At 70.7% G+C, this 25,837-nt stretch carries 23 protein-coding genes; 17 read left to right on the top strand and 6 right to left on the bottom strand.

What is annotated here, in order from left to right:
- The first annotated feature begins 43 nt into the window (after positions 1–43).
- The 4 genes from BLU79_RS40230 to BLU79_RS40215 all read left to right on the top strand — a co-directional run bounded on the left by BLU79_RS40230 (position 44) and on the right by BLU79_RS40215 (position 6,730).
- On the top strand, positions 44–1,579 hold the full coding sequence (locus BLU79_RS40230; protein WP_093910996.1) for a DUF4331 domain-containing protein: 1,536 nt from the start codon (positions 44–46) through the stop codon (positions 1,577–1,579).
- A 106-nt stretch (positions 1,580–1,685) separates the two neighbouring features.
- On the top strand, positions 1,686–3,338 hold the full coding sequence (locus BLU79_RS40225; RefSeq protein ID WP_093910995.1) for a tetratricopeptide repeat protein: 1,653 nt from the start codon (positions 1,686–1,688) through the stop codon (positions 3,336–3,338).
- Complete coding sequence (locus tag BLU79_RS40220; protein ID WP_093910994.1) at positions 3,335–5,035, top strand: HoxN/HupN/NixA family nickel/cobalt transporter; 1,701 nt, start codon at positions 3,335–3,337, stop codon at positions 5,033–5,035. The genes BLU79_RS40225 and BLU79_RS40220 overlap by 4 nt, the downstream gene beginning before the upstream one ends.
- A gap of 63 nt (positions 5,036–5,098) precedes the next feature.
- Complete coding sequence (locus BLU79_RS40215; protein WP_093910993.1) at positions 5,099–6,730, top strand: serine/threonine-protein kinase; 1,632 nt, start codon at positions 5,099–5,101, stop codon at positions 6,728–6,730.
- Between the two features lie 5 nt (positions 6,731–6,735).
- Here the strand turns inward: BLU79_RS40215 and BLU79_RS40210 are convergent, their stop codons facing one another.
- Positions 6,736–7,545 (bottom strand): SGNH/GDSL hydrolase family protein, encoded by an 810-nt coding sequence (locus BLU79_RS40210; protein WP_093910992.1) that lies wholly within the window; start codon positions 7,543–7,545, stop codon positions 6,736–6,738.
- Between the two features lie 319 nt (positions 7,546–7,864).
- Between BLU79_RS40210 and BLU79_RS40205 the strand changes: the two genes are divergently transcribed.
- The 7 genes from BLU79_RS40205 (at position 7,865) to BLU79_RS40175 (ending at position 17,663) form a co-directional block, all read left to right on the top strand.
- Positions 7,865–9,073 (top strand): S8 family peptidase, encoded by a 1,209-nt coding sequence (locus tag BLU79_RS40205; protein WP_093910991.1) that lies wholly within the window; start codon positions 7,865–7,867, stop codon positions 9,071–9,073.
- 133 nt (positions 9,074–9,206) lie between these two features.
- The gene (locus BLU79_RS40200; protein WP_256333640.1) at positions 9,207–9,644 is read left to right on the top strand and encodes a hypothetical protein; all 438 of its coding nucleotides are present in this window, start codon (positions 9,207–9,209) and stop codon (positions 9,642–9,644) included.
- A 1-nt stretch (position 9,645) separates the two neighbouring features.
- Complete coding sequence (locus BLU79_RS40195) at positions 9,646–10,743, top strand: GNAT family N-acetyltransferase (RefSeq protein WP_093910989.1); 1,098 nt, start codon at positions 9,646–9,648, stop codon at positions 10,741–10,743.
- A gap of 375 nt (positions 10,744–11,118) precedes the next feature.
- Positions 11,119–11,982: a glycosyltransferase family 2 protein gene (locus tag BLU79_RS40190; RefSeq protein WP_093910988.1), complete on the top strand. Its 864-nt coding sequence runs from the start codon at positions 11,119–11,121 to the stop codon at positions 11,980–11,982.
- Positions 11,979–13,001 carry a glycosyltransferase family 2 protein gene (locus BLU79_RS40185; RefSeq protein ID WP_093910987.1) on the top strand — a complete coding sequence of 341 codons (1,023 nt, stop codon included), beginning with the start codon at positions 11,979–11,981 and terminating at the stop codon, positions 12,999–13,001. The genes BLU79_RS40190 and BLU79_RS40185 overlap by 4 nt, the downstream gene beginning before the upstream one ends.
- Positions 12,998–13,798: a polysaccharide deacetylase family protein gene (locus BLU79_RS40180; protein WP_177001358.1), complete on the top strand. Its 801-nt coding sequence runs from the start codon at positions 12,998–13,000 to the stop codon at positions 13,796–13,798. Before BLU79_RS40185 ends, BLU79_RS40180 begins: the two co-directional genes overlap by 4 nt.
- Positions 13,791–17,663 (top strand): lipopolysaccharide biosynthesis protein, encoded by a 3,873-nt coding sequence (locus BLU79_RS40175; RefSeq protein ID WP_093910986.1) that lies wholly within the window; start codon positions 13,791–13,793, stop codon positions 17,661–17,663. The genes BLU79_RS40180 and BLU79_RS40175 overlap by 8 nt, the downstream gene beginning before the upstream one ends.
- A gap of 22 nt (positions 17,664–17,685) precedes the next feature.
- Here BLU79_RS40175 and BLU79_RS40170 read toward each other — a convergent pair whose 3' ends face one another.
- A complete protein-coding gene (locus tag BLU79_RS40170) occupies positions 17,686–19,098 on the bottom strand; it encodes a GH39 family glycosyl hydrolase (protein ID WP_093910985.1) in 1,413 nt (470 codons plus the stop codon).
- Positions 19,099–19,297: 199 nt separating this feature from the next.
- Between BLU79_RS40170 and BLU79_RS40165 the strand changes: the two genes are divergently transcribed.
- Both BLU79_RS40165 and BLU79_RS40160 read left to right on the top strand, forming a co-directional pair.
- The gene (locus BLU79_RS40165) at positions 19,298–20,392 is read left to right on the top strand and encodes a DUF5925 domain-containing protein (protein ID WP_093910984.1); all 1,095 of its coding nucleotides are present in this window, start codon (positions 19,298–19,300) and stop codon (positions 20,390–20,392) included.
- A gap of 15 nt (positions 20,393–20,407) precedes the next feature.
- Entirely contained in the window at positions 20,408–21,178 is a 771-nt protein-coding gene (locus BLU79_RS40160) for a DUF72 domain-containing protein (protein ID WP_093910983.1), read from the top strand.
- A gap of 56 nt (positions 21,179–21,234) precedes the next feature.
- Here the strand turns inward: BLU79_RS40160 and BLU79_RS40155 are convergent, their stop codons facing one another.
- Entirely contained in the window at positions 21,235–21,603 is a 369-nt protein-coding gene (locus BLU79_RS40155; protein ID WP_093910982.1) for a GntR family transcriptional regulator, read from the bottom strand.
- A gap of 72 nt (positions 21,604–21,675) precedes the next feature.
- Here BLU79_RS40155 and BLU79_RS40150 point away from each other — a divergent pair, with 72 nt between their 5' ends.
- Both BLU79_RS40150 and BLU79_RS40145 read left to right on the top strand, forming a co-directional pair.
- Positions 21,676–22,605: a GNAT family N-acetyltransferase gene (locus tag BLU79_RS40150; protein WP_093910981.1), complete on the top strand. Its 930-nt coding sequence runs from the start codon at positions 21,676–21,678 to the stop codon at positions 22,603–22,605.
- A complete protein-coding gene (locus tag BLU79_RS40145) occupies positions 22,586–23,089 on the top strand; it encodes a ribonuclease FAU-1 family protein (RefSeq protein ID WP_093910980.1) in 504 nt (167 codons plus the stop codon). The genes BLU79_RS40150 and BLU79_RS40145 overlap by 20 nt, the downstream gene beginning before the upstream one ends.
- On the opposite strand, the gene BLU79_RS40140 is transcribed toward BLU79_RS40145, so the two are convergent.
- Positions 23,086–23,712 (bottom strand): class I SAM-dependent methyltransferase, encoded by a 627-nt coding sequence (locus BLU79_RS40140; protein ID WP_093911087.1) that lies wholly within the window; start codon positions 23,710–23,712, stop codon positions 23,086–23,088. The two genes, BLU79_RS40145 and BLU79_RS40140, sit on opposite strands and share 4 nt — an antisense overlap.
- Positions 23,713–23,861: 149 nt before the next feature.
- On the opposite strand from BLU79_RS40140, the gene BLU79_RS40135 reads away from it, so the two are divergent.
- Positions 23,862–23,999: a hypothetical protein gene (locus tag BLU79_RS40135; protein WP_093910979.1), complete on the top strand. Its 138-nt coding sequence runs from the start codon at positions 23,862–23,864 to the stop codon at positions 23,997–23,999.
- A 33-nt stretch (positions 24,000–24,032) separates the two neighbouring features.
- On the opposite strand, the gene BLU79_RS40130 is transcribed toward BLU79_RS40135, so the two are convergent.
- Together BLU79_RS40130 and xerC are read right to left on the bottom strand one after the other, a co-directional pair.
- Positions 24,033–24,494, bottom strand: coding sequence for a GNAT family N-acetyltransferase (locus tag BLU79_RS40130; RefSeq protein ID WP_093910978.1), 462 nt, complete (start codon positions 24,492–24,494; stop codon positions 24,033–24,035).
- Between the two features lie 158 nt (positions 24,495–24,652).
- Positions 24,653–25,465, bottom strand: a complete 813-nt coding sequence (gene xerC, locus BLU79_RS40125; RefSeq protein WP_256333639.1) for a site-specific integrase — start codon at positions 25,463–25,465, stop codon at positions 24,653–24,655.
- Positions 25,466–25,602: 137 nt separating this feature from the next.
- Here xerC and BLU79_RS40120 point away from each other — a divergent pair.
- The coding region (locus BLU79_RS40120) for a transposase family protein (RefSeq protein WP_371132031.1) at positions 25,603–25,837 on the top strand (235 nt) is incomplete at its 3' end.

Here is a 25,837-nt window from a genome sequence, read left to right as displayed (position 1 = left end):
CGAATCGGGTTCGTCAGGCAAGTTGGCACGGAGGACGGACGGCATGACACCTATTTCCAGGAGCGGTGCGGGACGCAAGGGCCTCGCGACCCTCATATGTGGTGCGCTGGCCGCCGGGGGGCTCGCAGCCGCCGGCGTCGCCGCGCTGGCACCGGGGGCGGCCTTCGCCTCCAGCCACCGGGAGGCCCCGCTGATCTCGGGGACACCGCAGTACGACAACACCGACGTGTACGCGTTCGTCAGCCCGGACAAGCCGGACACGACGACGATCATCGCCAACTGGATCCCCTTCGAGGAGCCGGCCGGCGGTCCGAACTTCTTCACGTTCGCCGAGGATGCCCAGTACGACATCCACATCGACAACAACGGTGACGCGCAGGGCGAGCTGCTCTACCGCTTCACCTTCGACACGCACATCAAGAACAAGAAGACGTTCCTGTACAACACCGGTCCGGTCGAGAGCCTCGACGACCCCGACCTCAACATCACGCAGACGTACGACATCGAGCTGCTGAAGCTGAAGGACCAGCAGCTGGTGTCGAAGACGAAGGTGGCCAACGACGTACCGGTGGCACCCTCGAACGTCGGCAAGGCGTCCATGCCGGACTACGCCAAGCTGCGCGAACAGGCCGTCCACAAGCTCGCGGGCGACGCGACGTCGTTCGCCGGCCAGGCCGACGACCCGTTCTTCCTGGACCTGCGCGTCTTCGACCTCCTCTACGGCGGAAACCTCTCCGAGGTCGGCAACGACACGCTCAAGGGCTACAACGTCAACTCCATAGCCCTGCAGGTCCCGACCCACATGATCGCCGAGTCGGCGGAGCAGCCGATCGTCGGCATCTGGTCGACGACCCAGCGCAAGAACGCCAAGGGCTACTTCGAGCAGGTCTCGCGCCTGGGCAGCCCGCTGGTGAACGAGGTCGTCAACCCGCTCAAGGACAAGGACAAGTTCAACGCGTCCGCGCCCTGGGACGACGCCCAGTTCCTGAAGAACGTCACCAACCCCGAGCTGCCGAAGCTCATCGAGGCGATCTACAAGATCCCGGCGCCCGACGAGCCGCGCAACGACCTCGTCGACGTCTTCCTCAAGGGCGTGAAGGACCTCAACCAGCCGCCGCACGTCCGCCCCGCGGAGATGCTGCGCCTGAACACCTCGATCGAGCCGGCCGCCGAACCCAAGCGGCTCGGTGTCCTCGACGGCGACAATGCGGGCTTCCCGAACGGCCGTCGCCTCACCGACGACGTGATCGACGCCTCGCTCCAGGTCGTCGAGGGTGAACTGCTGGGCGCCAAGAACGACTTGGGCGACGCGGTCGACAAGAACGACAAGGACTTCGAGAAGGCCTTCCCGTACGTCGCCCTGCCGACCGAAGGTTCGCGCGGCCCGCTCGCCAAGGGCACGGACGGCGAGACCGACGTCCGCAGCCAGCTCGGCGACGCGCTCCAGCCTGCCGGCGCCTCCGGCGGCACCGACGACAAGACCCTGATCGCCGCGTCGGCGGGCGCCGGCGCGATCGGAGTCCTGCTGATCGGCGCGGGCCTGGCCTGGTGGCGCCGTATGCGGGAGCGGGCGTACTAAGCCCCTCCCCACCGACTGGCGCGGCCCGCGAAGTACTCATCCCCCACGGCGCGGGCCGCGCCGCCGCACGCGACAACGACCGTTCCTGGAAAGCCGAGGAGAGGGCATGGCCCCGCGTACGAACGACAGCGCACCGGAGAACGAAGAGCCCGAGGAGGCCGCCGGTGTGGAAGGGGCCGATGAGCGCGTCGCCGCGGTGCGACGGGTGACTGCCGCGAAGCGCAGGGCATTTCAGCCCGTCTGGGGGTCCCCCCTCTGGGGGAGTTTGAGGACGAGGCCCCTTCAGGGCCGAAGCGGGGGTCTGGGGGCGGCAGCCCCCAGGACCGGGGTCGAAGGGGCGGAGCCCCTGGAGGATGGGACGGGTAGGGGCGGCGGGGGCGAGGAACACGCGGAACAGCGCGTCGCCGCCCTACGCCGCACCGCCGCAGCCGCCCGCCGCAGCCGCGCCCTGCACCTCGCCGGCTGCGCCGCCCTGCTGGCCATAGGCCTCACGGCCGGCTCCCTCGCCCTCGGCGCCGTACACGACAACACGTCCACCGGCGTAGCCCCCGCATCCGCCGCCGTCTCACCCGGCCTCCTCGCCACCGGTGACCTCGACGCAGGCATCGCCTCCCTGCAGGCCCACCTCCGCGACCAGCCGAGGGACGTCAGCGGCTGGGCCACCCTCGGCCTCGCCTACGTCGAGCAGGCCCGCACCAAGGGCGACCCCTCCCGCTACCCCCAGGCCGACCGGGCCTTCAAGCGCTCCCTCGCGCTGAACAGCGACAACGACCAGGCCCTGGCCGGCCGCGCCGCCCTCGCCGCCGCCCGCCACGACTTCGAGGACGCCCTGAAGTACGCCGACCAGGCCCTGAAGGTGAACCCGTACAGCGAACGCGCCCTGTGCACCCGCGTCGACGCCCTCGTCGAACTCGGCCGCTACGCCGACGCATCCAAGGCCGCCGACACCGCCGACGACCGCCGCCCGGGCATCCCGGTCTTCACGCGCTACGCGTACGTCCACGAGCTGCGCGGCGACGTCCGCACGGCCCAACGGGTACTCGACCAGGCGCTCTCGTCCGCGGTCACTCCCGGCGACATCGCGTACGTCGCCACCCAGCTCGGCCAACTCGCCTGGAACCAGGGCGACTACGAGAGCGCCCTCACCCACTACGCCCGCGCCCTCGCCGCGGACGAGAACTACGTCCCCGCCCTCGAAGGCCGCGCCCGCGCGCAGGCGGCGAGCGGCGACCGGGACGCGGCGACGAAGGGCCTGGCGGACGTGGTCTCCCGGTACCCGCTCCCCGGCCCGCTCGTCGAGCTCGGCGAGCTGTACGAGGCGGCCGGCGACCAGGTGAAGGCCGACGACCAGTACGCCCTCGTCGACGCCTGGACGGCCCTCGCCCGCGCCAACGGCGTCAACGCCGACCTCGACACGGCCCTCGCGGCCGCCGACCACGGCGACAAGGCGTCCGCCCTGCGCGCCGCCCGTGCCGAGTGGGACCGCCGGCAGACCGTGCACACCGCGGACGCCCTCGCCTGGGCGCTGCACGTCAACGGCAAGGACGACGAAGCCCTGCCCTACGCCCGCAAGGCCACAGCCACCGGCTACCGCAACGCCGCGTTCCGCTACCACCGCGGCATCATCGAGCGCGCCACGGGCAACGCCGAGAACGCCCGCGAGCATCTGCAGGCCGCGCTGAAGCTGAACCCCGGCTTCTCGCCGTTGGGCGCCCGGGAAGCCCGTACGGCACTCAAGGACCTGGAGGCGGGCAAGTGACCCCTCGTCGACTGTTCGCCTCCGGCGCCGCCGTCCTCACGGCGGCCTGCGCGCTCGCGTTGCTTTCCTCCCCTCCCGCGAGCGCGCACCCCCTCGGCAACTTCACCGTCAACCGCTACGACGGCCTCGTGGCCGCCCCCGGCGAACTGCGCGTCCACCATGTCGAGGACCTCGCCGAGATCCCGGCCACGCAGGCCGGGCCGGACATCGAGAAGGCGGGCATGACGGCGTGGGCCCGGCAGCGCTGCGAGAAGGCGGCGCAGGGCAGCGAGGTCACCGTGGACGGCCGTACCGTCGCGCTGACGCTGAACAGCAGTCACGCGCGCGTGCGGCCCGGTCAGGCGGGGCTCGACACGCTCCGGGTGGAGTGCCGGCTGACGGCGCCGCTCCCCGAGGGCGCCACGGTCGACCTCGGCTTCCGTGGCGCGGGCGCGGAAGCCGGCCCCGGCTGGCGGGAGATCACGGCACGCGGCGACCGTATGACGCTGACCGCCTCGGACGTGCCCAAGGAGTCGGTCTCCCGTGAACTGGCCGAGTATCCCGAGGAGTTGCTCTCCTCCCCCGCCGACACCAAGGCCGCGTCCCTGCGTGTGCGCCCCGGCGGCCAGGCCCTCGCCGAGGCGGACCAGGACGCCCCCGCCTCGTCCGTCCTGCCGCGTGGCGCCGACCGCTGGACGCGGGCCCTGGACGGCCTGGTCTCCCGCCAGGACCTCACCATCGGTTTCGCCGCCCTCGCCCTGGTGATCGCGATCTTCCTCGGCGCGATGCACGCGCTCGCCCCGGGGCACGGCAAGACCATCATGGCCGCGGTCGCGACGGCACGCGGCGGCCAGGCCCGCCTCAAGGACGTCATGCCCCTGGCCGCGTCGGTGACGGTCACCCACACCCTGGGCGTGGTGGCCCTGGGCCTCCTGGTCACGGCCGGCTCGGCGGCGGCACCGTCGGTGATCACCTGGCTGGGCGTCGCGAGCGGCGTCCTGGTGACGCTGGCCGGAGCGACGCTGGTACGCCGGGCCTGGCACATCCGCAACCACACACACCCGCACCCCCACAGTCACGACCACGATCACGACCACTCGCATGAGCACCCTCACGATCACCACGACGAGCACGAGCACTCACACGAACGCCAACCGGTCCTGGTCGCCGCACACACGCACTCCGCGACGGAGACCCACACTCCCGCACCAGGCCACGACCACAGCCATGCGCACGACCACAGCCATGCGCACGACCACAGCCACCCCCACCCCCACCCCCAAACGCACACCCACCCCTCCCCCCACACCACTCGCACTCGCGGCCTCCTCACCCACACCCACGGCGGCTTCACCCACTCCCACCCCACCGCCCCCACCCTCCGCGGCACGATCCTCCTCGGCTTCGCCGGCGGGCTCGTGCCCAGTCCCTCCGCGGTCGTCGTGCTCGTCGGCGCGGCGGCGCTCGGGAAGGCGTGGTTCGGGCTGCTGCTCGTCGTCGCGTACGGCGTCGGGCTCGCGCTCACCCTCGCCGCGGCCGGGTTCGCCGTCGTGAGGCTAGGTACCGGAGTGACGCGGCTGCTGGACAAGCAGCCCCGCTGGATGGCCCACCCCCTGACGGTCTTCGTCCGCCGGACCGCACCACTGGGATCCGCGGTGCTCGTCGTACTGATCGGGGCCGGATTGGTGTTCCAGGGGGCGGCATCCGCACTCGGCTGAGCTACTTTTGGGGAGAAATCACTCGGCGTGGAGATTTCGCACGGATGCGAATGGGGGACGCCCGTGTCCGAAGAACCGGGCAGTGAACGTCTGATCGCGGGCCGCTACCGCCTCCTGTCCCCGCTCGGCGAGGGCGGCATGGGAACCGTGTGGCGGGCCCGCGACGAGCTGCTGCACCGCGAGGTCGCCGTCAAGGAGGTGCGCGCGCCGCACGGGCTGCCGGCCGCGGAGGTCGAGCGGATGTACGCCCGGCTGGAGCGCGAGGCGTGGGCGGCGGCGCGGGTCGCCAACCGCAATGTCGTCACGGTGTACGACGTGGCCACACAGGACGGCCGGCCCTGGATCGTGATGGAGCTGGTGCGCGGCATCTCGCTGGCCGAGCTGCTGGACGCCGAGGGCCCGCTGAGCCCGCAGCGCGCCGCGCACATCGGTGCCGAGGTGCTGTCCGCGCTGCGCGCCGCGCACGCTGCCGGGGTGCTGCACCGGGACGTGAAACCGGCCAACGTGCTGCTGTCGAACGACGGCCGGGTCGTCCTCACCGACTTCGGTATCGCCATGGTCGAGGGCAGCTCCGCGCTGACGATGACCGGCGAGGTCATCGGCTCTCCCGAGTTCCTGGCCCCGGAGCGGGCGCTGGGCCGCACACCCGGCCCGGAGTCGGACCTGTGGTCGCTCGGCGTGCTCCTGTACGCGGCCGTGGAGGGCAACTCCCCCTTCCGCCAGGACACCCCGCTCAGCACTCTGCGCGCGATCGTCGACGAAGAACTGCCCCCGCCGCACCGGGCCGGTCCGCTCGCCCCGGTCATCGAGGGGCTGCTGCGCAAGGACCCGGCCGAGCGGCTGCCGGCCGACCGGGCCGAGCAGGACCTGCGGATCATCGGTGCGGGAGGCACCCTGCGCGCGGACGCCGTGCAGGCGACCCCGTACACCCCGACCGTCGCTGCGTTCCCGGCACCACCGCAGAGCGCCCCGACGGCCCCGACAGCCCCCGTTCCACCGCCCGCTTCGACCCGGCCCGTCACCGGCGCCCCCGCCTCCACCACGGCCCCCGTCCGCCCCGACCGCAACCGCCGCGCCGCGACCGTCCTGATCGCCGGGGTCGCCGCCCTCGCACTGGCCGTGGCAGGGCTGACGTATGCCCTGCTCAACCGTGAGGACAACGGGGGCAAGGCGGGCGGTGACGAGACCACCAGCCAGACCGGCGGCGGGACTTCACCGACGGAGACCGAGGACGAGAACGCCTCCGGCGGGGGCCAGAGCCCGACGCCGAGCCCGAGCAGCAGTGACACGCCCTCCGCGGCCCCGCAGTCCGTGAAGGTGACATTGACGGGCTCGAACCTGGAGTACTCCGGCTCCTGTCCACCGCCGAACGGCGAGGCGCCCGCCTTCACGGCGACGTTCACGGTGGGGCGGCTGCCGGCGGAGGTCACCTATCGCTGGGTGTCGCAGGACGGCGATGTGATGGACCAGGGCTGGAAGACCCTGTCGTTCCCGGAGGGCGGGGGGCGGAGCAAACAGGACCGGGCGTTCGTGACCACGTACGACGACAGCGGGACCTTCGAGAACGAGATCAGCGTCGAGGTCCGCGACCCGGTGGAGACTAAGTCCAACTCGGTGCCGTTCTCGGTGACCTGTGTGACGGAGACCCCGACGGGCGGGGTCTCGCCAACGCCTACCGGGTCGCCGAGCCCTTAGGTGTTTCAGGCCGCGGCATCCAGTACCGGCAGATAACCACCCGACTGGCCCGCGGCCGTCGGGTGGTACGACTCCGAGATGTTGAGCCAGTTCACGGCGTGCATCCACGAGCTGCCGGAGCAGATCTCGTGCCCGGTGAAGGCGGGTCGCACGTCGGCGAAGGTGAAGCCGTGGTCCAGGGCGCGCTTCTCGGTCGCGGCGTCGATGTAGTCGGCCGCGTCGTTGAGCGCCCTTCGCTTGGTCTCGGACAGGCCGACGCACCCGGACGCGCCCAGCTTGTAGAAGCGGGGGTAGCCGAGTACGACCACATGGGCGGACGGTGCCTTGGCGCGGATGGCCGAGTAGACGGTGTCGAGCCGGCCGGGCAGCGTCGAGTCGACGAACGCCTTGGCGGTGTTGATGCGTGAGACGCAGGCGCTGTCGCCCTGCAGCACACACGTCGTCATGATGTCGGCGAAGCCCGCGTCGTTGCCGCCGATCGAGATGGACACCAGTGCGGTGGTGGAGCTGAGCGGGCCGAGCTGACCGGCGGTCACATCACCCGTTCGAGCGCCCGAGCAGGCCGTGAAGTCGAACGACGAGGGTGAGTTCGCGGCGGCCCACAGGTACGGGTACGCCCTGGTGCTGCGTGCGCAGTCGCCGCTGGAGGCGATGTAGCTGCCCGCGCCGAGGCCGGAGGAGTAGGAGTCGCCGAGGGCCACATAGCCGCCGGTGGCGGCGGTTTCGGCGGCCTGCGCGGCACCGGCCCCGGTGAGGGCGGTGCCGACGGCGAGGAGGAGTGAGGCGACGTATGCGGAAAGTCGGGAACGTCTCATGGAACCTCCCTATAGCAGGATCTCTGCCATAACCGTCGTACCAACTACGCGTGTTGACAGGAAGTGTCCATGCCAAGAATTTTCAGGGCATCGCGTCGCTCACCCTGTGGGTTCACTGTGGGTTTTGTTGCGTGTTCATGACATGGTCGTTGACAGATCGTCAACTCCCTTGTCGGTCACGCCAGGACCACAGATCCTTTACCTCGGCTTTGGAAACGGGAACGCGACGTTCCGAGGTCGTGCCCGCGATCACGCGCGCACCCCCCACAGACGCGCACCCCACCAGGGCGCGCGCCGCCTAGAGGAGGACTCCCTCGTAATGGCACAACTGCGTAGCAAGAAGGTCCGGTTCGCCGCGATAACCAGCCTGGCGACCGCCGCCCTCGTCGGCGGACTCACCGCACTCCCCGCCCAGGCCGCCCCGGCCGAGGGCAAGGTCCTGGCCGCCGGCTCCGCCACGGCGATCAAGGACAGCTACATCGTCACGCTCAAGAAGAGCGCGGGCCTCAAGGCGTCCTCGGCCGCGGGCAAGGACGTCGTCGAGGAGTACGGCGGCACGGTGAAGAAGACCTTCACCAAGGCGCTGAACGGCTACTCCGCCACCCTCTCCGCGGCCGAGGCCAGGAGACTCGCGGCCGACCCGGCCGTGGCGTCCGTCGAGCAGAACCAGCGCGTCCAGCTGGCCGACACCACGCAGACCAGCGCCCCCTGGGGCCTGGACCGCATCGACCAGGCCGCGCTTCCGCTGTCCGGCACCTACACCTACCCGGACAGCGCGGGCACCGGCGTGACGGCGTACGTCATCGACACCGGCGTGCGCATCACGCACCAGCAGATCAGCGGTCGGGCCACCTACGGCTACGACGCCGTCGACGGCGACACCACCGCCTCCGACGGCAACGGCCACGGCACCCACGTGGCCACCACCATCGCGGGCTCGACCTACGGCGTCGCCAAGAAGGCGAAGATCGTGGCGGTGCGCGTGCTCGACAACTCGGGCTCCGGCACCACCGCGGGCGTGATCGCGGGCATCGACTGGGTGACCAACAACCACTCCGGTCCCTCGGTCGCCAACATGTCGCTCGGCGGCGGCGCCTCCACCTCGCTGGACACGGCGGTCGCCAACTCGATCGCCAGCGGTGTGACCTACGCGGTCGCGGCCGGCAACAGCAGCGCCAACGCCTCCTCGTACTCCCCCGCCCGCGTCTCGACGGCGATCACGGTCGGCGCCACCACCAGCTCGGACGCCCGCGCCAGCTACTCCAACTACGGCTCGGTCCTGGACATCTTCGCGCCGGGCTCCTCGATCACGGCCGGCTGGTACACCAGCGACACCGCGACGAACACCATCTCCGGTACGTCGATGGCGACCCCGCACGTCGCGGGCGCGGCCGCGGTCTACCTGGCGAGCCACACCTCGGCCACCCCGGCCGCGGTCGCCTCGGCGCTGACCTCCGGTGCCACCACCAGCGTGGTCACCAGCCCGGGCAGCGGTTCCCCCAACAGGCTCCTGAAGCTCGTCCCGTAACACCGCACCGCACGAAGTGATCCACCGTTCCCCCGGAGACGCCCGCCGTCTCCGGGGGAACGTCTTGACGGCCCCCGGAGAGCTGAGTCACATTGAAGCCCGGCATCCGGCGCTTCGGGGGGCAAAGTCGCCAATGCAGACCTTACGTATCAAGACAGCTTCATCCAGAGCCGAGGCTCAGGACACCGAGCGGGCGCGACCAGGGCCGGGGAGGGACCTGACGCCGCTGCTCGCGGGTGCCGCGACGGCTGTGGGGGGAATCGGCGCGGTCCTCGCGCTCGTCGACTCGGGCTCGCCGCTGCGCGGCCCCTTCACGCTGTTCTTCCTGCTCGCGGCACCGGCCGGGGCGATCGCCGCCGCGCTGCGCGGGCTGGAACCCTTCGGCCGTGTCATCGCCTCGGTTGCGGGCGCGGTCGTCGTCAACATGCTGGTGACCCAGGGCATGCTGGCCGTGCACCGGTGGTCGATACCTGGCGGGATCGTGGCCGTGACCGCGATCAGCGCCCTCATGCTCCTGCTGGTTCTGGTGCGGCGGCTGCACGGCCGTACGACGCGAAGGCGGACTGACTGACGTGGACATCAGCGTGTACCGCCCCGGCGAGCTCGGCTCCGCCGACCGGGCGGCGTGGACATCGATGCAGTCCAAGGCCCATCTCCAGGGTTCGCCCGAGCTGGGCAACCCGTTCCTCTCCCCCGAGTTCGCCCTCGCGATCGGCCGCTGCCGGCGCGGGGTGCGGATCGCGGTCGTGCGGGAGCGCGGCGAGCCGGCCGCGTTCTTCCCGTTCCAGCGGACGGCGTCCGGTGTCGGCCGGGCCATCGGCCTCGGCGTCTCGGACGCCCAGGGGGTGGTGCACCGGCCCGGGTTCACCTGGGACGCCCGGGAGTTGCTGAAGGCGTGCGGGCTCGCCGTCTGGGAGTTCGACCACCTGGTGGAGGGCCAGGCGGCGTTCGCGGCGGAGGCGTCCGGCAGCTACCCGTCCCCGGTCATGGACGTCGACCAGGGGTACGACGCGTATCTGGCCCAACTCCGCGCGCAGGCACCGAAGTTCACCAAGTCCACGCTCGCCAAGGAGCGCAAGCTGGGCCGGGACCACGACGGCGTGCGGTATGTGCACGACGAGCGCGATCCGGCCGCCCTGCGCACGCTGATGGCCTGGAAGTCCGCGCAGTACCGCAGGACCGGACGCAGCGACCGGTTCGCCCACGAGTGGATCACCCGGCTGGTGGACCGGCTGTTCCACACCCGCTTCGAGCCGTTCGCGGGGATCCTGTCGGTGCTGTACACGAACGACAAGCCGATCGCCGCGCACTTCGGGCTGCGCTCGGAGCGCGTGCTGGCCTGCTGGTTCCCGGCCTACGACCCGGCCTTCTCGAAGTACTCGCCGGGACTGGTCCTGCATCTGCGCATGGCCGAGGCGGCAGCCGCCGACGGCATCGCCTATCTCGATCTCGGCCGGGGCCAGAAGGAGTACAAGGACTCCCTGAAGACACGTGAGCTGACGGTGTCCGAGGGATGGGTGACCCGACGTCACCCGGTCGCGTTCGGACACCGGGCACGCCGTGCCCCGGTCCGGGCGCTGCGCAACACCGTGCAGGCACGGCCGGAGCTGTTCGAACCGGCTGACCGGCTCCTGAAACGTATGGGGAAGATCCGTTCGGGACGTACGTAAGTACGGTCAAAACCAACAAAAACGTGAGGGCTCGTTCCAGCTCTTGCCATACAGGCTCATTCATCAATACCGTCGTACATCTCACTCGCATCGGACTGTCGGCTAGCGGCTCTAGGGGAGGGCTCAAGTGCCGCGACGGTTCGGGCGCGGGGCGCGGTAGGGGGGTGCTCGGTGAAGGTGTCCGCACTTTTGACCGAGTCGTGCCGCGCGACCGGCTGCCGCTTCTTCGATGGCCGGCCCGATATGCCAGCTCACCACACGTGCACGGAGAGTCGGTCGTCCGTGCCGTGAGTGAGAAGAACCCCCCTTTCGAACCGGACACAATGCCGGGCCGCCCAGGGGCGGGCGGTCCACCGGACGAGAGGGACCTGACTCATGAGTTCTGTTCTGCGCCCTGCGGTCGCGGACCAAGATCCGTCACCGGTCGGCAAGTACCGGCCCGTCTCCACTCACCTGGCCATCGCGCCGCCGGTGAGCGTGGTGATCCCGGCCATGAACGAGGCCGAGAACCTTCCGTACGTCTTCAAGACACTGCCGGACTGGATACACGAAGTGGTCCTGGTGGACGGCAACTCCACGGACGACACCGTCGAAGTGGCCCGTGAGCTGTGGCCCGATGTGAAGGTCGTGCGGCAGCGCGGCAAGGGCAAGGGGGATGCCCTGATCACCGGGTTCGAAGCGGCCACCGGCGACATCATCGTGATGGTCGACGCGGACGGCTCGGCCGACGGCAACGAGATCCTGTCGTATGTCTCCGCCCTGGTCTCGGGCGCGGACTTCGCCAAGGGGTCCCGCTTCGCCAACGGCGGCGGCACCGACGACATGACGCCGATCCGCAAGCTCGGCAACTGGGCGCTGTGCACGGCCGTCAACCGCAAGTTCGGCGCCCGCTACACCGATCTCTGCTACGGATACAACGCGTTCTGGCGGCACTGCCTGGACAAGATCGACCTCGACTGCACCGGCTTCGAGGTGGAGACCCTGATGAACATCCGGGTCGTCAAGGCGGGGCTGAAGGTGCAGGAGATACCCAGCCACGAGTACCTCCGCATCCACGGCACCAGCAATCTGCGGGCCGTGCGGGACGGGCTGAGGGTGCTCAAGGTGATCCTCCGGGAGCGCTCCAACCGGCGTGCCCTGCGCCGCCGCAGTGCCGCGGCGCACTCTCCGATGCTCGACTCGGTGCCGTCGGTCCGTTCGGTTCCCTCGGTTCCCTCGGTCCGGGGAGAGGCGTCTTGAGCGGTCCCGACATCTCCGTCGTGATCTGCGTGTACACCGAGGACCGCTGGGAGGACATCCTCGCGGCGGTCTCCTCGGTGCGGGCGCAGGCGTATCCGGCCCTGGAGACGCTGCTGGTCGTCGACCACAACGAGGCGCTCCTGGACCGGCTGACCAAGGAGTACAAGGAAGCGACCGATGTACGGGTGCTCGCGAACGCGGGCCCTCGCGGCCTGTCCGCCGGCCGCAACACCGGTATCGCCGCCTCGTACGGCGAGGTGATCGCGTTCCTCGACGACGACGCCGTGGCCGAGCGCGACTGGCTGAAGCACTTCGCGGCGGGGTACGCCGACCCGCGCGTCATGGCCGTCGGCGGGCGCACCGAGCCGATCTGGGCGTCGGGGAGGCGCCCGGACTGGTTCCCGGAGGAGTTCGACTGGGTCGTGGGCTGCACCTACCGGGGCCTGCCGCGCGGCCGGGTCCGGGTGCGCAACGTCCTTGGCGGCAACGCGTCCTTCCGGCGTACGGCGTTCGACTTCGCGGGCGGCTTCGCCAGCGGCATCGGGCGCGACGGCGACCGGCTGCCGCTGGGCTGCGAGGAGACGGAGCTGTGCATCCGGCTCACCCGGGCCAGGCCCGACGCGGTCCTGCTGATCGACGACCGGGCGGTGATCCATCACCGGGTCCCCGGACCGCGCGAGCACTTCCGGTACTTCCGCACGCGCACCTACGCCGAGGGCCTGTCGAAGGCCCTGGTGGCCCGAAGTGTCGGCGCCGACAAGGGACTTGAGTCGGAGCGCCGGTACACCACCCGGGTGCTCCCGGCCGGCGTGGCACGCGGGCTGCGGGACGCGCTGCTGGCCCGGCCGGGCGGTGCGGGGCGGGCGGGCGCGATCGTCGCCGGGGTGTTCACCGCGGCCGGTGGCTACGTGGTCGGGAGTGTCCGGGCACGCCGGGGCGGCGCCACGTACTCGGTGGCGGGGATCGACAGCGAACCGGGCAGCAAGGGGGCACCGGGCGGCGAAGGGGGTCGCAGATGACCGGCGCGCGCGTGCCAATTCTCATGTACCACGCCGTCTCCACCTCGCCGAGCGACGCCACCCGCGACCTGTCGGTGGCGCCGGAGGCGTTCACGGAGCAGATGGCGCTGATCGGGGACCTGGGCCTGACTCCGGTCCGGACGGCGGACCTCGCGGCCCGGTGGCGCTCCGGCAAGCCGCTGCCGGAGCGGCCCGTGCTGATCACCTTCGACGACGGCTACGAGGGCGTGCACCGGCACGCCCTGCCCGTGCTCGCCAAGCACGGCTTCGCGGCCACCGTGTTCGTCTCCACGGGCTGGCTGAAGGGCCCGCACGACATGGGCGGCGGCCTGGACACCATGCTCGACTGGGACCAGGTCCGCGAACTGGCCGAGGCGGACGTCGAGATCGGCGGCCACAGCCACACGCATCCGCAGCTGGACCAGCTCACGGACGACAGGCTGCGCTCCGAGCTGATCCTCTGCAAGGAGATCGTCTCGGACCAGCTCGGCACCGTCCCGGCCTCGTTCGCCTATCCGTACGGCTACTCCAGCCGCCGGGTGCGCGAGGCGGTGCGGGAGACCGGGTACGCCCAGGCGCTCGCCGTCAACAACGGCCTCGCGCGACGCCGGCAGGGGCCGTACGCCCTCACCCGGCTGACCGTGCGCCGCACCACCGGCATCGAGGAGTTCGGGCGGATGGTCGAGGGCCGTGCCGTCGCCCGCGCCTTCGCCCGGGACCGCGCCCTCACCAAGGGGTACGCCGTGGTCCGCAGAGCCCGACAGGTCCGCCGGAAGGCCATCCGTTCCCGTGTCTGACACGACGACCACGACCGAGCCCGCATCGACCGACGCGACGGCGCCCCAGCAGTCGGGGCGCCGGCTACGCCTGCCCGGCCTGGGCGGGCCCTCCGGGGGCAGTCAGCTGTTCCGCAACGCCTACGCCCTGATGATCAACACGGGCATCTCCGCCGTGCTGGGGCTCGGGTTCTGGCTGGCCGCGGCCCGCTACTACTCCGAGGCCGCGGTCGGCCAGGGCTCCGCCGCGATCGCCGCGATGAAGTTCCTCGCCGGTCTGACCGCGGTGACGCTGACGGGCGCGCTGGCCCGCTTCATACCGGTGGCGGGGCGCAACAGCGGCCGGCTGATCTTCCGGACGTACGCGGGCAGTTGTGTGGTGGTGGCGCTGGCCGCCGGCGCCTTCCTGCTGACGCTGGATCTGTGGGGGCCGTCGTACCGGTTCCTCAACGGGGCGGCGGGCGGGCTCTTCTTCATCGTGGCCGTCATCGCCTGGAACCTGCTCACGCTCCAGGACGGCGTGCTGACCGGGCTGCGCAGCGCGGTGTGGGTGCCGGTCGGCAACACCGTGTTCTCCGCGGTGAAGCTGGGTCTGCTGGTGGCGTTCGCGGTGGCGATCCCCACCGCCGGTGTGTTCGTGTCGTGGGTCGCCGCGATCGCGGTGTCGGTGCTGCCGCTGGGCTGGCTGGTGTTCCGGCGCCTGGTGCCGCGCCATGTGAAGGCGACCGAGGACAACGGCCGTCCGCCGTCCCTGAAGGAGATCGGAAGGTTCCTGGCGGGCGACTACACCGGCTCGCTGTTCTCGCTCGCCGTGGTCTATCTGATCCCGGTGATCGTGGCCGCGCAGGTCTCCGCCGAGGACAACGCGTACTTCTACATCACGGCCACGATCGGCGGCACGGTCAATCTGCTCGCCATCAACATGGGCGCCTCCCTCACGGTCGAGGGCTCGCACGACCCGGGGCGACTGGCCGCCAACACCCGGGCGGCGCTCAGGCGCATGGCGCGGATCATGGTGCCGGTCGCCGCGATCCTGTTCTTCGGGGCGCCCTGGATCCTGGGCGTCTTCGGCCAGGGTTACGCGGACGCGGCGACCCCGCTGCTGCGCTGGTTCGCCGTCGGCGCGCTGCTGCGGGTCGTCATGGAGACGTACTTCGCGGTGCTGCGCGCACAGAGCCGTACCGCCGGACTGGCCTGGCTGCAGGGCCTGTTGTGCGCCCTGGTGCTCGGTCTGACGCTGCTGCTGCTCCCCCGCATGGGCCTGACCGGCGCGGGCGTCGCCGAGATCGTCTCCCTCGCGGTGATCGTCACGATCGCCGCGCCGAAGCTGTACCGGACGGCGCGTGCGACCTCGGCCGAGGTCCCCGAGGACGCGGCCCCCGACGGTGACCTCGCCGACCTGGGGGCGCGCGAGGCACCCGAGGGGGCGCGCAAGCGCATGCCGGGCTGGGCGCTCGACACCGACACCCTCGCGCTCGGCGTCCACGTCGACTTCGACCACCTGGAACGCCGGCCGGACGTCCGCCCGGGCCCGGGCACGCCGCCCACGGGTACGCCACCGGTACGCCCGGAACACCGGCCGACCTGGGCCCGCAAGCCGGAGGTCGGGCTGCCGGTCGAGATGGGGGTCCCCCCGCTCGAGCGAATTCGAGAGTGGGGGAGTGAACCGGGCTCGGAGGCCTCGATGGGCCCCGCCGAGGTGGACGCCCCGTTCGAGGCGGACTTCGACGCGGGCCGGGACGAGGAGGCCGCACCGGAGGAGCCCGAGGAGGCCGTCGTACGGCAGGAGACAGCCGTACGGGAAGAGCCGCCCATGCCCGAAGATCCCGTACGACAGCCGCAGGCACCCGCGCCGACCTGGCGTGAGCGACTGCTGCCCACCCGGCTCGGGGTGGTCCTCGGCTGTCTGCTGATCGCCGCGCTGCTGCTGTACTGGGTGCCCGCGTTGCGGCTCGGCGAAGCCGACCTGGACGGGATGGGCGGGCTCGGGCTGGTCTCCGTGCTGCCGATGCCGACGCTGGTCGGGGCCGCGCTGCTGGCGGTGGTGTTCGCCTCGCTGCTGTGGCTGGGGCGCGAGCACAAGGCGCTGCTGCTGGTCACCCTGCTCGCGACGGTCGTGTCGCTGCACGCCCTGCCCGCGCTGATCGAGACCGAGCCGAGGTTCGCGACGGCCTGGCAGCACCTCGGCTTCCTCGACTACATCGACCGCACCGGGTCGGCCGTGCCCGACCTGGACGCGCGCTGGAGCTGGCCCGGATTCTTCGCGGCGGCCGCCTTCGTCGCGAAGGCCTGCGGGGTCGGCGACTTCACCGAGGTCATCCGCTGGTGGCCGCTGGCCATGCAACTCCTCTACCTGGTGCCGATGTTCCTGCTGGTGCGCTCGATGCGGGCGAGCTGGCGCGCCAAGTGGACCGGCATCTGGGTCTTCGTGCTCAGCGGCTGGGTGGGCCAGGACTACTTCTCGCCGCAGGGCTTCACCTATCTGCTGTACCTGGTCTTCGCGGCAATCCTGCTGGTCTGGTTCCGCGCGCCGCGCGTGATCTGGACGAAGCGGCGGCCCGGTGAGGTCGAGGTCGAACCGACGGATCGGCGGCAGCGGGCCGTACTGCTGATGGTCGTGATCGGGCTGTTCGCGGCGAGCGTCCCGGCCCACCAGCTCACGCCGTTCGTGATGCTGGGCGTGCTGACGGCGCTCGTCCTGATCGGCAGGTCAGAACTGCGGGGTCTGCCCATCCTGTTCGGCGTGATGGTCACGGTCTGGATCGGCTTCCTGGCGGAGCCGTACTGGTCAGGGCACTTCGACGAACTCTTCGGCGGTGTCGGCGGCGTCGGCAGCAATGTGTCGTCGTCCGTCTCCGGCCGGATCGAGGGCGGCAGTTCGACCCACAAGCTCGTCCTCTACGCGCGCGTGCTGCTGGCCGGCGGTGTGATGGCCTTCGCCTGCTGGGGCTGGTGGCGCCGACGCTTCCACCACTACCGGGAGCGCTCGCTGCTCGTCCTCACCTTCGTGCCGTTCCTGGGCTTCGGCATGCAGTCGTACGGCGGTGAGATGGCGCTGCGCGTCTTCATGTTCGCCCTGCCCGGCGCGGCCCTGCTCACCGGACTCGCCTTCTTCCCGCGCACCGGCGTCACCGCCAAGGAGCGCGACAAGGACCGGGTGAGCCTCGCCCCGCTGGCCGCGCTCATGGCGGGCCTGGTGCTCATGGGCGGCTTCCTGGTGGCCCGTTGGGGCAACGAGCCGTTCGAGCGGGTGCGGCCCGGCGAGGTCGCCGCCATGGACTACGTGTACGCCCATGACGATCCGAGCCTCAGGCTGCTGTGGCTGAGCGACGACCCCGTCAATGTCGTGACGCCGTCGATGCCGTGGGGCGCGAAGGACATGGAGAAGGTGGCGTACGTGCCCACGCTGGCGCCGCCCGACCCGGTGCTGGTGTCGGGGCTGGTGAAGGCGCTCAAGGACGCCGGCCCGAACTCGTATCTGATGATCAACCGCAGCCAGGTGACCTATCTCCGGCTGGACGTCGGCTACTCGGCGACCTGGGAGTCGCGGCTGATCCAGAACCTGGACAAGCGGCAGGAGCTGAAGAAGGTCTTCGTCAACGCCGACGTGACGATGTACGCGCTGCGCAAGCAGCCGACGGGCGAGATCCCGAAGGCCGACCCCGGTCCCATCGGGCCGCAGGTGACCTGGACGCCGTGGTCGGTGGTCGGCGGGCTCGCGGCGTTGGCGCTGATCGTGCTGCTGATGGCGCGCGAGATCGTGCGGGTGGCGATGGCACCGAGCGTGCGGCAACTGCGCTGGTTGCAGAGCAGCTTCTGGTTCTCGCTGCCGCTGCTGGCGGTGTTGCTGGCCTCGCTGGTGCAGCGGTTCCTGACGATCAAGTAGGGGTCTGGGGAGGTGAGGTGGCTCAGCGCTTGAGCCACCTCACCTCGTACGCCTGCAGCTCGACCTCCTTGCCGTCGATCTTCGCGCTGGTCTGCCGGTCGAGGGTGTTCACGGCCAGGACCACCTTGTCCGTGGCCAGGACCCGGACGTCGGCCTTGTCCACGGACACCTTCGTGTACTCGGTCCCCGGCCGGAACTCCTTGCCGAACCGGGCGAGCAGGTCGTACATCGGCAGCTTCTCCCCGCCGCCCGCGCCGTCGGTCGGCGTCCACAGACAGCCGGCGCATTCGGTGCCCTCCTCCTCCTCCGGGTTCCAGTAGAAGGCGGAGGAGGCGCCGCCCTTGGCCAGCGCGATCATTCCGGCGGCCTGGACGGCTACCCGGCGGGCCTCGGACCAGCCCTTGCGGTCGTCGTTGCCGTCGGCGGGCTCGACGTAGTACTCGGCCCACCACAGCGGCAGGTCTCCGGTCTGCTCGCGCACCCACCGGCTCACCGCCGTGAACTTGTCGGTGGCCGTGAACTCGTCGGGCAGCAGCTCGTCGTCCCGGGTGTAGCTGGAGCCGTCCACGACGACGAAGTCGGCGCCGGTCCGGTGCTCGTTCCAGTACGCGAAGGCGTCGATCGTGCGCTGATCCATGGCGCCCCAGGAGCCCTTGAGGGCCGTCGAGGCTTCCTCCGCGCGCGGGTCGACACTGTCCATCACGAGGTAGGGCCCGCCGACCATGATCTCCGGGTTGACCTTCTTCAACGCCTTGTAGACGAGGTTGTAGAGCCGTGTGTAGCCCTCGTAGTCCCAGCGGCCCTCGGCGTCGTTCCAGAAGCCCTTGAACTCGTTCCAGACGATGAAGTGGCGTACGTCCGGGTAGCGCTTGGCGACGGTGACCGCGAGCGCGGCGAAGTCGTCGAAGTGCTCGGGCTCGGGTGCCGTCTCCAGGGCGGCCTGGCTCCAGTTGGTGTTGTCGACGCCGGCCTTCCCGCCCTTCATCCAGTCGGGGGCGCAGCACAGGGTGACGACCGGGGTGCTGCCGGAGGCGCGGACGAAGTCGATCCGGCGGTCCATCGCCTCGAAGTCGTAACGCCCCTCGACCGGCTCGGGGTTGTCGGCGCCCCAGCCCATGATGTGCTGGATCTGCGGCAGTCCCCCGGCGTCCGCGAGCCGCCCCTCGACGCGCTTCACGGCCGCCGCGGCGCCCTCGTCGGCGCTGTGCTGGGTGTGCGTGAACCCCCAGCCCACCTCCGGATTCGTCGCGTCCGGCGTGGCGGTCGGAGTGCCGTGCGCCTTGTCGCCGTCGCGTGTGGTGCCGTCGGTGTTCACGCCGTTGCCCGGAAGCGTGTTGAGGAGGGTCACCACCAGGGCCAGAGCCACCACGCCCACACCGAGCAGCGCGGTGAGCCGCCACCGCCGTGCCCCCGAATTCCACCCATGACGTCCCATCAAGGACAACGGTAACGGGGGTGCCGGTCGCTGGGGCAGCTTTCGGCGCTACACAGTCTCGTAACAGGACAGAGGGGATACGGCGGCGGGACGGCAGGGAGACGGAGGGAATACGACGGATGCCCCGGACATGCACCGTTGGCGGGACGTGCCACGGAAACCGGGTGCACGGGGGCGTCGCGTGCCGGATCATGGCCGCATGTCTGCGAACCCACACGACGCTCTGCCGATCCGGCTCAACGTCGACGACAGCGACTCGCCGTCCGACGTCGTCGACGCGCTGTTCCTCGGCCGCTTCGCGACGGGCGAGCAGCCGTACTCGCACGCGGTGAACATCGACCGGGTACGGTCCGGGGCGACCCTCCTGCCGCCGGGCGCCCGTGTGCTGCGCGCCGCCCGCGACGACGACCGCAGCGCGACGCTGGCGGAGGGCGACGGCTGGACCCTGCTGATCTCCCGCTGGAACCGGGGCGCCGACGTCACGGTGACCGCGACCAGCGAGGAACTGGCGGAGCGGGTGCTGGGCGAGGCGACGGACGGCGCTGCGGACGAGCCCGAGCCGCAGCCGGAGAACGTGACCATGGGGTTCTGGTACGTCTCCCCCAGGCGCGGCCCGCACCGCACGACCCGGCAGATCTCGGCGGGCACCTGGGACGAGGTGCGGGACAACTACACCGCGCCGGTCGCGGACGCGATGGACCGCCTGATGAAGACGACCCCGGAGGACATCGCGGGCCGCCTGCTCCTGCTGCACGGCCCACCCGGCACCGGCAAGACGTCGGCGCTGCGGACGCTGGCCCGCTCGTGGCGGGACTGGTGCCAGGTGGACTGCGTACTGGACCCGGAGAGGCTGTTCTCCGACGTCGGCTATCTGATGGACATCGCGATCGGCGAGGAGGACTCGACGGGCAAGGGCCGCTGGCGGCTGCTGCTCCTGGAGGACTGCGACGAGCTGATCCGCGGCGAGGCGAAGCACACGGCGGGCCAGGCGCTGTCGCGGTTGCTGAACCTGACCGACGGTCTGCTGGGCCAGGGCCGCAACGTCCTGGTCGGCGTGACGACCAACGAGGACCTGGAGCGCCTGCACCCGGCCGTCGTCCGCCCCGGCCGCTGTCTGGCCCGTATCGAGGTGGGGCCGTTGACGCGCCGCGAGGCGGTGAGCTGGCTGGGGGCCGAGGAGGGCATCGGCCGGGAGGGCGCCACGCTGGCGGAGCTGTACGCGCTGAAGCGGGGCACGTCCCCGACGTCGGTGCCGGATCCGCGGGACGGGGCGGACGCGGGGCTGTATCTGTAGTGCTTTGATGGACGTATGACCCTGTTCGTGGGTACGTCGGGGTGGCAGTACAGGGACTGGCGGGATGTGCTGTACCCGGCCGACGTGCCCATGCGGCTGTGGCTGGAGGAGTACACGGCGCACTTCGCCACGGTCGAGATCAACAACGCCTTCTACCGCCTGCCGACCCGGGAGAACTTCGAGGCATGGCGCGACCGGGTGCCGGGGGACTTCGTGGTCGCGGTGAAGGCGAGCCGCTACCTGACCCACATCAAGCGGCTACGGGATCCCGAGGAGCCGGTGACCCGCCTGATGACCCACGCGGAGGGCCTGGGCGCCCGCCTGGGCCCGGTCCTCCTCCAGTTGCCGCCCACCCTGCGGGCGGACACCGAACTGCTGGACGCCTGCCTGGCGTGCTTCCCCCCGCACACGCGGATCGCCGTCGAACCCAGACACGACAGCTGGTGGACGCCGGAGGTCCGCGAGGTCCTGGAGTCCCGGGGCGCGGCCCTGTGCTGGGCCGACGTCGAGTCCCGCCCCGTGACCCCGCTGTGGCGCACCACCGGCTGGGGCTACGTGCGCTTCCACGAGGGCCGCGCGCAACGCTGGCCGCACTACGGCCGACGGTCGCTGGACACCTGGGCCCACCGCATCGCGGACGGCTTCTCCGACGACGAGGACGTCTACGCGTACTTCAACAACGATCCGACGGGGGCGGCGGTGGAGGACGCGATGACCTTCGCGCGGGCGGCGGAGACGGCGGGGCTCGGGCCGACCCGAACCCCGGAGCACCTGGTGCGTTCCTGACCCCGGTCCCGCGCTCGGAGCCTGTGAACAGACCCCCGTCAGGCCCTTACAACGCCCTACTCCCCGTAAGCCGCCCGCAGGGCATCCCGCACAGCGGCGAGCGCCGCCTCCTCGTCCAGCCCCAGCCGCCGGGCCCGCCCCGCGTAGTCCTGCGCGGCCGAGGCCAACTGACGCTCCGCGGCCGAGCCGGCGGCGGCCACGAACGTGCCGTTGCGCCCCCGCGTCTCGATCACCCCGTCGCTCTCCAGCGCCCGGTAGGCCTTGGCGACCGTGTTGGCCGCCAGCCCCAGCGACTCCGCGAGCCCTCGCACGGTCGGCAGCCGGTACCCGACCGGAAGCACCCCCGCCCGCGCCTGCTCGGAGATCTGCGCCCGCACCTGCTCGTACGGCGCGGCACTGTCGTCGATGTGGATCTTCAAGGTCACGCAGCGATTGTCCCGCAACCCCTCGGAAAATGAGAGGCATCCCCGCGCCCGGCCCCCGTAGCGTGCGCCGTGATGACTATGAACGTGCGCCCTCTCCGTGCCGAGGTCCGAGCCGACGTCGAGGGCTTCGCCCGCGTCCGCCACCTCGCCCTCCCTTTCTTCGTGGTGACCCCGGACTCCATCGCCTACGACGTCACCCACATCCACCCCGACGCCCACTACCGGCCGCTCGTCGCGGAGGAGAACGACGAGGTGATCGGCACGGCACAGGTCGGGCTCGTCCATGACAGCCCGGAGCCCGGCCAGGGGTACGTCAACGTGTACGTCCACCCGGAGCGCACCCGCCGCGGCGCGGGCACGCTGCTGGTCCGCACCGCCGAGGAGTACCTGGCCGAGCGGGGTGCGACCAGGCTGTTCGCCTGGATCCTCGACGCACCGGGCAACCGCGCCTTCGCCGAACGGCACGGCTACCGCGAGGGCCGCTCGGCGCACTTCCTCCGCCTGGACCTGGCGAACGGCACGCTGCCCGCGCTCCAGGCCCCGCCCCCAGGTGTCGAACTGCGCACGGCGGCCGACTTCGCGGACGATCCGCGCCCGCTGTTCGAGCTGGACGCGGAGACGGCATCGGACGAACCGAGCGACGTCGCCTACGAGTTCACGGACTACGAGGCCTGGCTTGAGGAGACCTGGAACCACCCCCTCCTCAACCACGAGCTGACCTCGGTCGCCGTCGTCGACGGCCGTCCCGCCGCCTTCAGCCTGGCCCGCACGGACGGCGGCACCCGGTACACCTCCGCCATGACCGGCACCGCCCGAGCCTTCCGCGGCCGGGGCCTGGCCAAGCTCGCCAAGAACGACTCCCTGCACCGCGCCCGTGCCGCCGGTCTCACGGAGGCGTTCACGGGCAACGACACCGGCAACGACCCGATGCTCGCGATCAACAAGTGGTTCGGGTACGAGATCTGCGCGACGGAGGTCCGCTATGTCCGCGAACTCGGCTGACCAGGCCCGCCTGCTGGACGTGGTCCTGGTCAAGTCCGGCCGTACGAAGATCCGTTACGCGGCCGAGCTGCTCACCGACGACGGCACCCGCATCGCCGTTCGCGCCCCCTGGTCCGGTGCCGGAGTCCGCGACTTCGGCTTCGTGCGCTTCGAGCCGGGCGACGTCTTCACCGAGTACTACTGGCGCGACCGCTGGTACGCCGTGAAGGAGGTCCGCGACGCAGCGGGCGCCCTCAAGGGCTGGTACTGCGACATCACCCGCCCGGCCACGCTGTCCGGCACCGAGCTGGTCGTCGAGGACCTCGACCTGGACCTGTGGCGCTCCGCCGACGGCACGGACATACGCCGACTGGACGAGGACGAGTTCGCCGAGAGCGGCCTGACGCAGACGGACCCCGAGGCGGCCACGGCGGCGGTGGCGGCCCTTGACGAACTGCAGGCGTACGCGACCGTCGAGGGCGGCCTGGAGTCACTGCTGGCCTAGACCCTCGCCACCAGGGCATACCGCTCGTCGTGCACGGCCTTCCCCCACAGCCGGTCGTCGTCCGACAGCTGCTCCACGCGCACGTGCCCGACGAGCGGGGCGAGAAGGCCGGTGAGCCGGTCCGCCGGAATGCCGACGGGGCTGATCGTCCCCCACACGCCCTCGACCAGCACCAGCCTTCCGCCGGGTCGCAGCAGCCCCGCCCAGTGCCGCAGCACGCGCGCGGGGTCGGGCAGCGTCCACAGCACATGCCGTACGAGCACGACGTCGAACCGCTCCTCCCCCACCGGCGGCACCGCCGCGTCACCGACGAGGAACGCCGCGTCACGCCCGGCGAGCTTGGCGCGGGCGAGGTCCACCATCGCCGGGGACCGATCCACCCCCGTGACCCGGTGTCCCTGCTCGGCCGCGAGGAGCGACAGGCTGCCGGTGCCGCAGCCGAGGTCGAGGAGGTCGGACGCACGCTCGGGCAGCCAGGACCGCAGCCGGGAGGCCCAGGCCTGGCTTACCTCGGGGTCGCGCAGGCCGTGGTCCGGCTCGTCGTCGAAGGAGGCGGCCGCCGCGTCCCAGTCCGTGCCCGTGTCCGTGTTCGCCCCGGTGACGGGGCCTTCACCGTTCGTCATGTTCGTCATGGGGCCAAGAGTGACACCCGCCACTGACAGTCGAATCGTGACTGCCGCCACTGACAGGACCTGCGGCGATGAGCAACTCTCCCCGAAAGGGTCTACCTCCACATGAACGAGGAATTCGGTGGACCCCGAAGGAGGCAGCCATGCGCCGTGTGACCGTGCAGAAGCCCCTGAAGCGGAAGTCGGATGCCCGTCGGGTCCGGGAGGAGGCCGACGAGCGCCCCTCGGGACGACCCGAGGTCCGCAAGGACATCGCACGAACCTGGTGGCCGGACGGCTGAGACGCCCTTCCGGTCATAAAAAACGGAGACGCGTCAGGTGAGCCGCTTGCGGTAGTGGATGCGGTCGTACGGCCCGTCCACGCGACGCTCGACGACCTCGTACCCGTACTTCGGGTAGATCTTCTGGTTCTCCCACATCAGCGCGTTCGTGTAGAGCCTGACCTCGGTCAGGCCCCGCGCACGCGCGTGTGCGTCCACGAAGTGCAGCAGCCGTCGCCCCACGCCCTGCCCCTGGGCCTCGGGGTGGACGGCGATGTTGTCGAGGTACAGGTGGTCCTCGTACGCCTCGACCACGACGAGCCCGACCACGCGCCCCGTGCCGGGCTCCTCCGTGACGAACACCTTCCCCTCGGCCACGTTGGCCGCGTGGTCCCTCTCCATGGGCTGCGGCACCCTGCCGATCCGCTCGATGTAGTGGTGGTAGGCGGCATCGGTGACGGCTTTGACTGCCGGTACGTCGGCGGCGACGGCGGGCCGGATCCCCTCAACGGTCATGCCAGGAACGGTACCTACCTGATCTCCGCCTGAGCACTCCCTTAAGGCGACCGTAAGAGGCCAAAGGCCCCTCGGAACGCCATTTCCGCAGTTCAGAGGCTGGCCTTTGGGGACTCTTCTAGCCTTGAGGAGCCAAATGGGGAGCCATGACCGCACAATCAGGCTTCTTCACGAGAGCCATCTTCAGCCGCGTCGTCATCGTCCCCAAAGATGTCATCCATCGCTTCTGCGCCCTCGGAGATGACAGGGCGCAGCTGCTTCCGGTAGACCCTCTCAGTCGTTCCACTGCCATTGTGTCCAACGAGACGTGAGATGACTTCGATCGGGATCCCGTGGTCCGACAGCACCGACACGAAGCTGGTTCGCAGCTCACGTGACGTCCACTCCTCCGGATTCTCGAAACCGGCCTCCTTGAGGAGACTCCTGAAGTTCCGCCGGACGTTCAGGGCGCTCCGGAGCTCACCGGTCTCCGTGGGGAAGAGCAGCCGCTCATCGGACCACTCCTTGCCGGCCGCGCGGCACGCGGCCTGCTCGCGACGCTTGTGCTCCTTCACGACGACGACGGTTTGCCTTGGCATGGCCAGCGAGCGCCTGCTCTTCCGAGTCTTCGTGTCGCCATGCCGCCGTACCGAACGCCACACGTCCACGTGCGGCTTCTCCCCTCGTGAGGGTGTCAGGTGGACATGCGACCAGGTCAGGGGGCGTGCTTCCTCCGGCCTGACTCCCACGAGCAGCGAAAGGACCACGTAGGCGTGGATCCAAGTGCCTTCCTTTGCGCGAAGGACCGCCTCACCCTGCTTCAAGGAGAGGGATTTGCTCGGGCGCCCTGGCCTCCCCTCTGGTACGTCGACCAGCTCAGCGACGTTTCGGACCGCCCTGCCCCTTCTCTGAGCATGACTGATCGACCGTCGGAGGATCGAGTGCACCATCTGCAAAGACTTGGTCGCGAGAACCTCTGCCTCAGCTTCCAACCACTCATCCAGATCATCAGCTTCAAGGTCACGGAGCTTGCCCCTGCCTAACGACCTCGTGCATGGTTGGCCGTGGCTCAGCCCCCAGGTGGCTCGTTGAGCTGTGCATGGTGGGGGCTGGGGCGCGTGAGTTGATCGTGGCGGAGTACCGGATCACTGGGCTGTCGTCGGATGTGATCGGTGAACTGATCGCCGAGGTCGGGCCGTTGTGGCACGAGCAGCATCAGGCCCGGCTCACGGCTCGATCGCGGCAGCGGGCTGTAGGTGCCGGGGCGAAGCACAGGCTCGTCTTCGTCGACCGGCTGCTGGCCACGTTGGTGAGTCTGCGCCATGGCACTACTCACGACGTGCTGGCCTGCTGGTTCGGTGTGG

The organism is Streptomyces sp. cf386 (genome assembly GCF_900103585.1).
Taxonomy (GTDB): Bacteria; Actinomycetota; Actinomycetes; order Streptomycetales; family Streptomycetaceae; genus Streptomyces.
The sequence above is the reverse complement of the archived record's forward strand: the minus strand, read 5'-3'. Positions and strand labels throughout refer to the sequence as shown.

What these genes read in the sequence shown, in the direction of transcription:
- BLU79_RS40230 (WP_093910996.1), top strand. Translation starts at nt 44, where the DNA reads ATGACACCTATTTCCAGGAGCGGTGCGGGACGCAAGGGCCTCGCGACC.
- BLU79_RS40225 (WP_093910995.1), top strand. Translation starts at nt 1,686, where the DNA reads ATGGCCCCGCGTACGAACGACAGCGCACCGGAGAACGAAGAGCCCGAG.
- BLU79_RS40210 (WP_093910992.1), bottom strand. Translation starts at nt 7,545, where the DNA reads ATGAGACGTTCCCGACTTTCCGCATACGTCGCCTCACTCCTCCTCGCC.
- BLU79_RS40205 (WP_093910991.1), top strand. Translation starts at nt 7,865, where the DNA reads ATGGCACAACTGCGTAGCAAGAAGGTCCGGTTCGCCGCGATAACCAGC.
- BLU79_RS40200 (WP_256333640.1), top strand. Translation starts at nt 9,207, where the DNA reads ATGCAGACCTTACGTATCAAGACAGCTTCATCCAGAGCCGAGGCTCAG.
- BLU79_RS40190 (WP_093910988.1), top strand. Translation starts at nt 11,119, where the DNA reads ATGAGTTCTGTTCTGCGCCCTGCGGTCGCGGACCAAGATCCGTCACCG.
- BLU79_RS40180 (WP_177001358.1), top strand. Translation starts at nt 12,998, where the DNA reads ATGACCGGCGCGCGCGTGCCAATTCTCATGTACCACGCCGTCTCCACC.
- BLU79_RS40170 (WP_093910985.1), bottom strand. Translation starts at nt 19,098, where the DNA reads ATGGGACGTCATGGGTGGAATTCGGGGGCACGGCGGTGGCGGCTCACC.
- BLU79_RS40165 (WP_093910984.1), top strand. Translation starts at nt 19,298, where the DNA reads ATGTCTGCGAACCCACACGACGCTCTGCCGATCCGGCTCAACGTCGAC.
- BLU79_RS40160 (WP_093910983.1), top strand. Translation starts at nt 20,408, where the DNA reads ATGACCCTGTTCGTGGGTACGTCGGGGTGGCAGTACAGGGACTGGCGG.
- BLU79_RS40150 (WP_093910981.1), top strand. Translation starts at nt 21,676, where the DNA reads ATGACTATGAACGTGCGCCCTCTCCGTGCCGAGGTCCGAGCCGACGTC.
- BLU79_RS40145 (WP_093910980.1), top strand. Translation starts at nt 22,586, where the DNA reads ATGTCCGCGAACTCGGCTGACCAGGCCCGCCTGCTGGACGTGGTCCTG.
- BLU79_RS40140 (WP_093911087.1), bottom strand. Translation starts at nt 23,712, where the DNA reads ATGACGAACGGTGAAGGCCCCGTCACCGGGGCGAACACGGACACGGGC.
- BLU79_RS40135 (WP_093910979.1), top strand. Translation starts at nt 23,862, where the DNA reads ATGCGCCGTGTGACCGTGCAGAAGCCCCTGAAGCGGAAGTCGGATGCC.
- BLU79_RS40130 (WP_093910978.1), bottom strand. Translation starts at nt 24,494, where the DNA reads ATGACCGTTGAGGGGATCCGGCCCGCCGTCGCCGCCGACGTACCGGCA.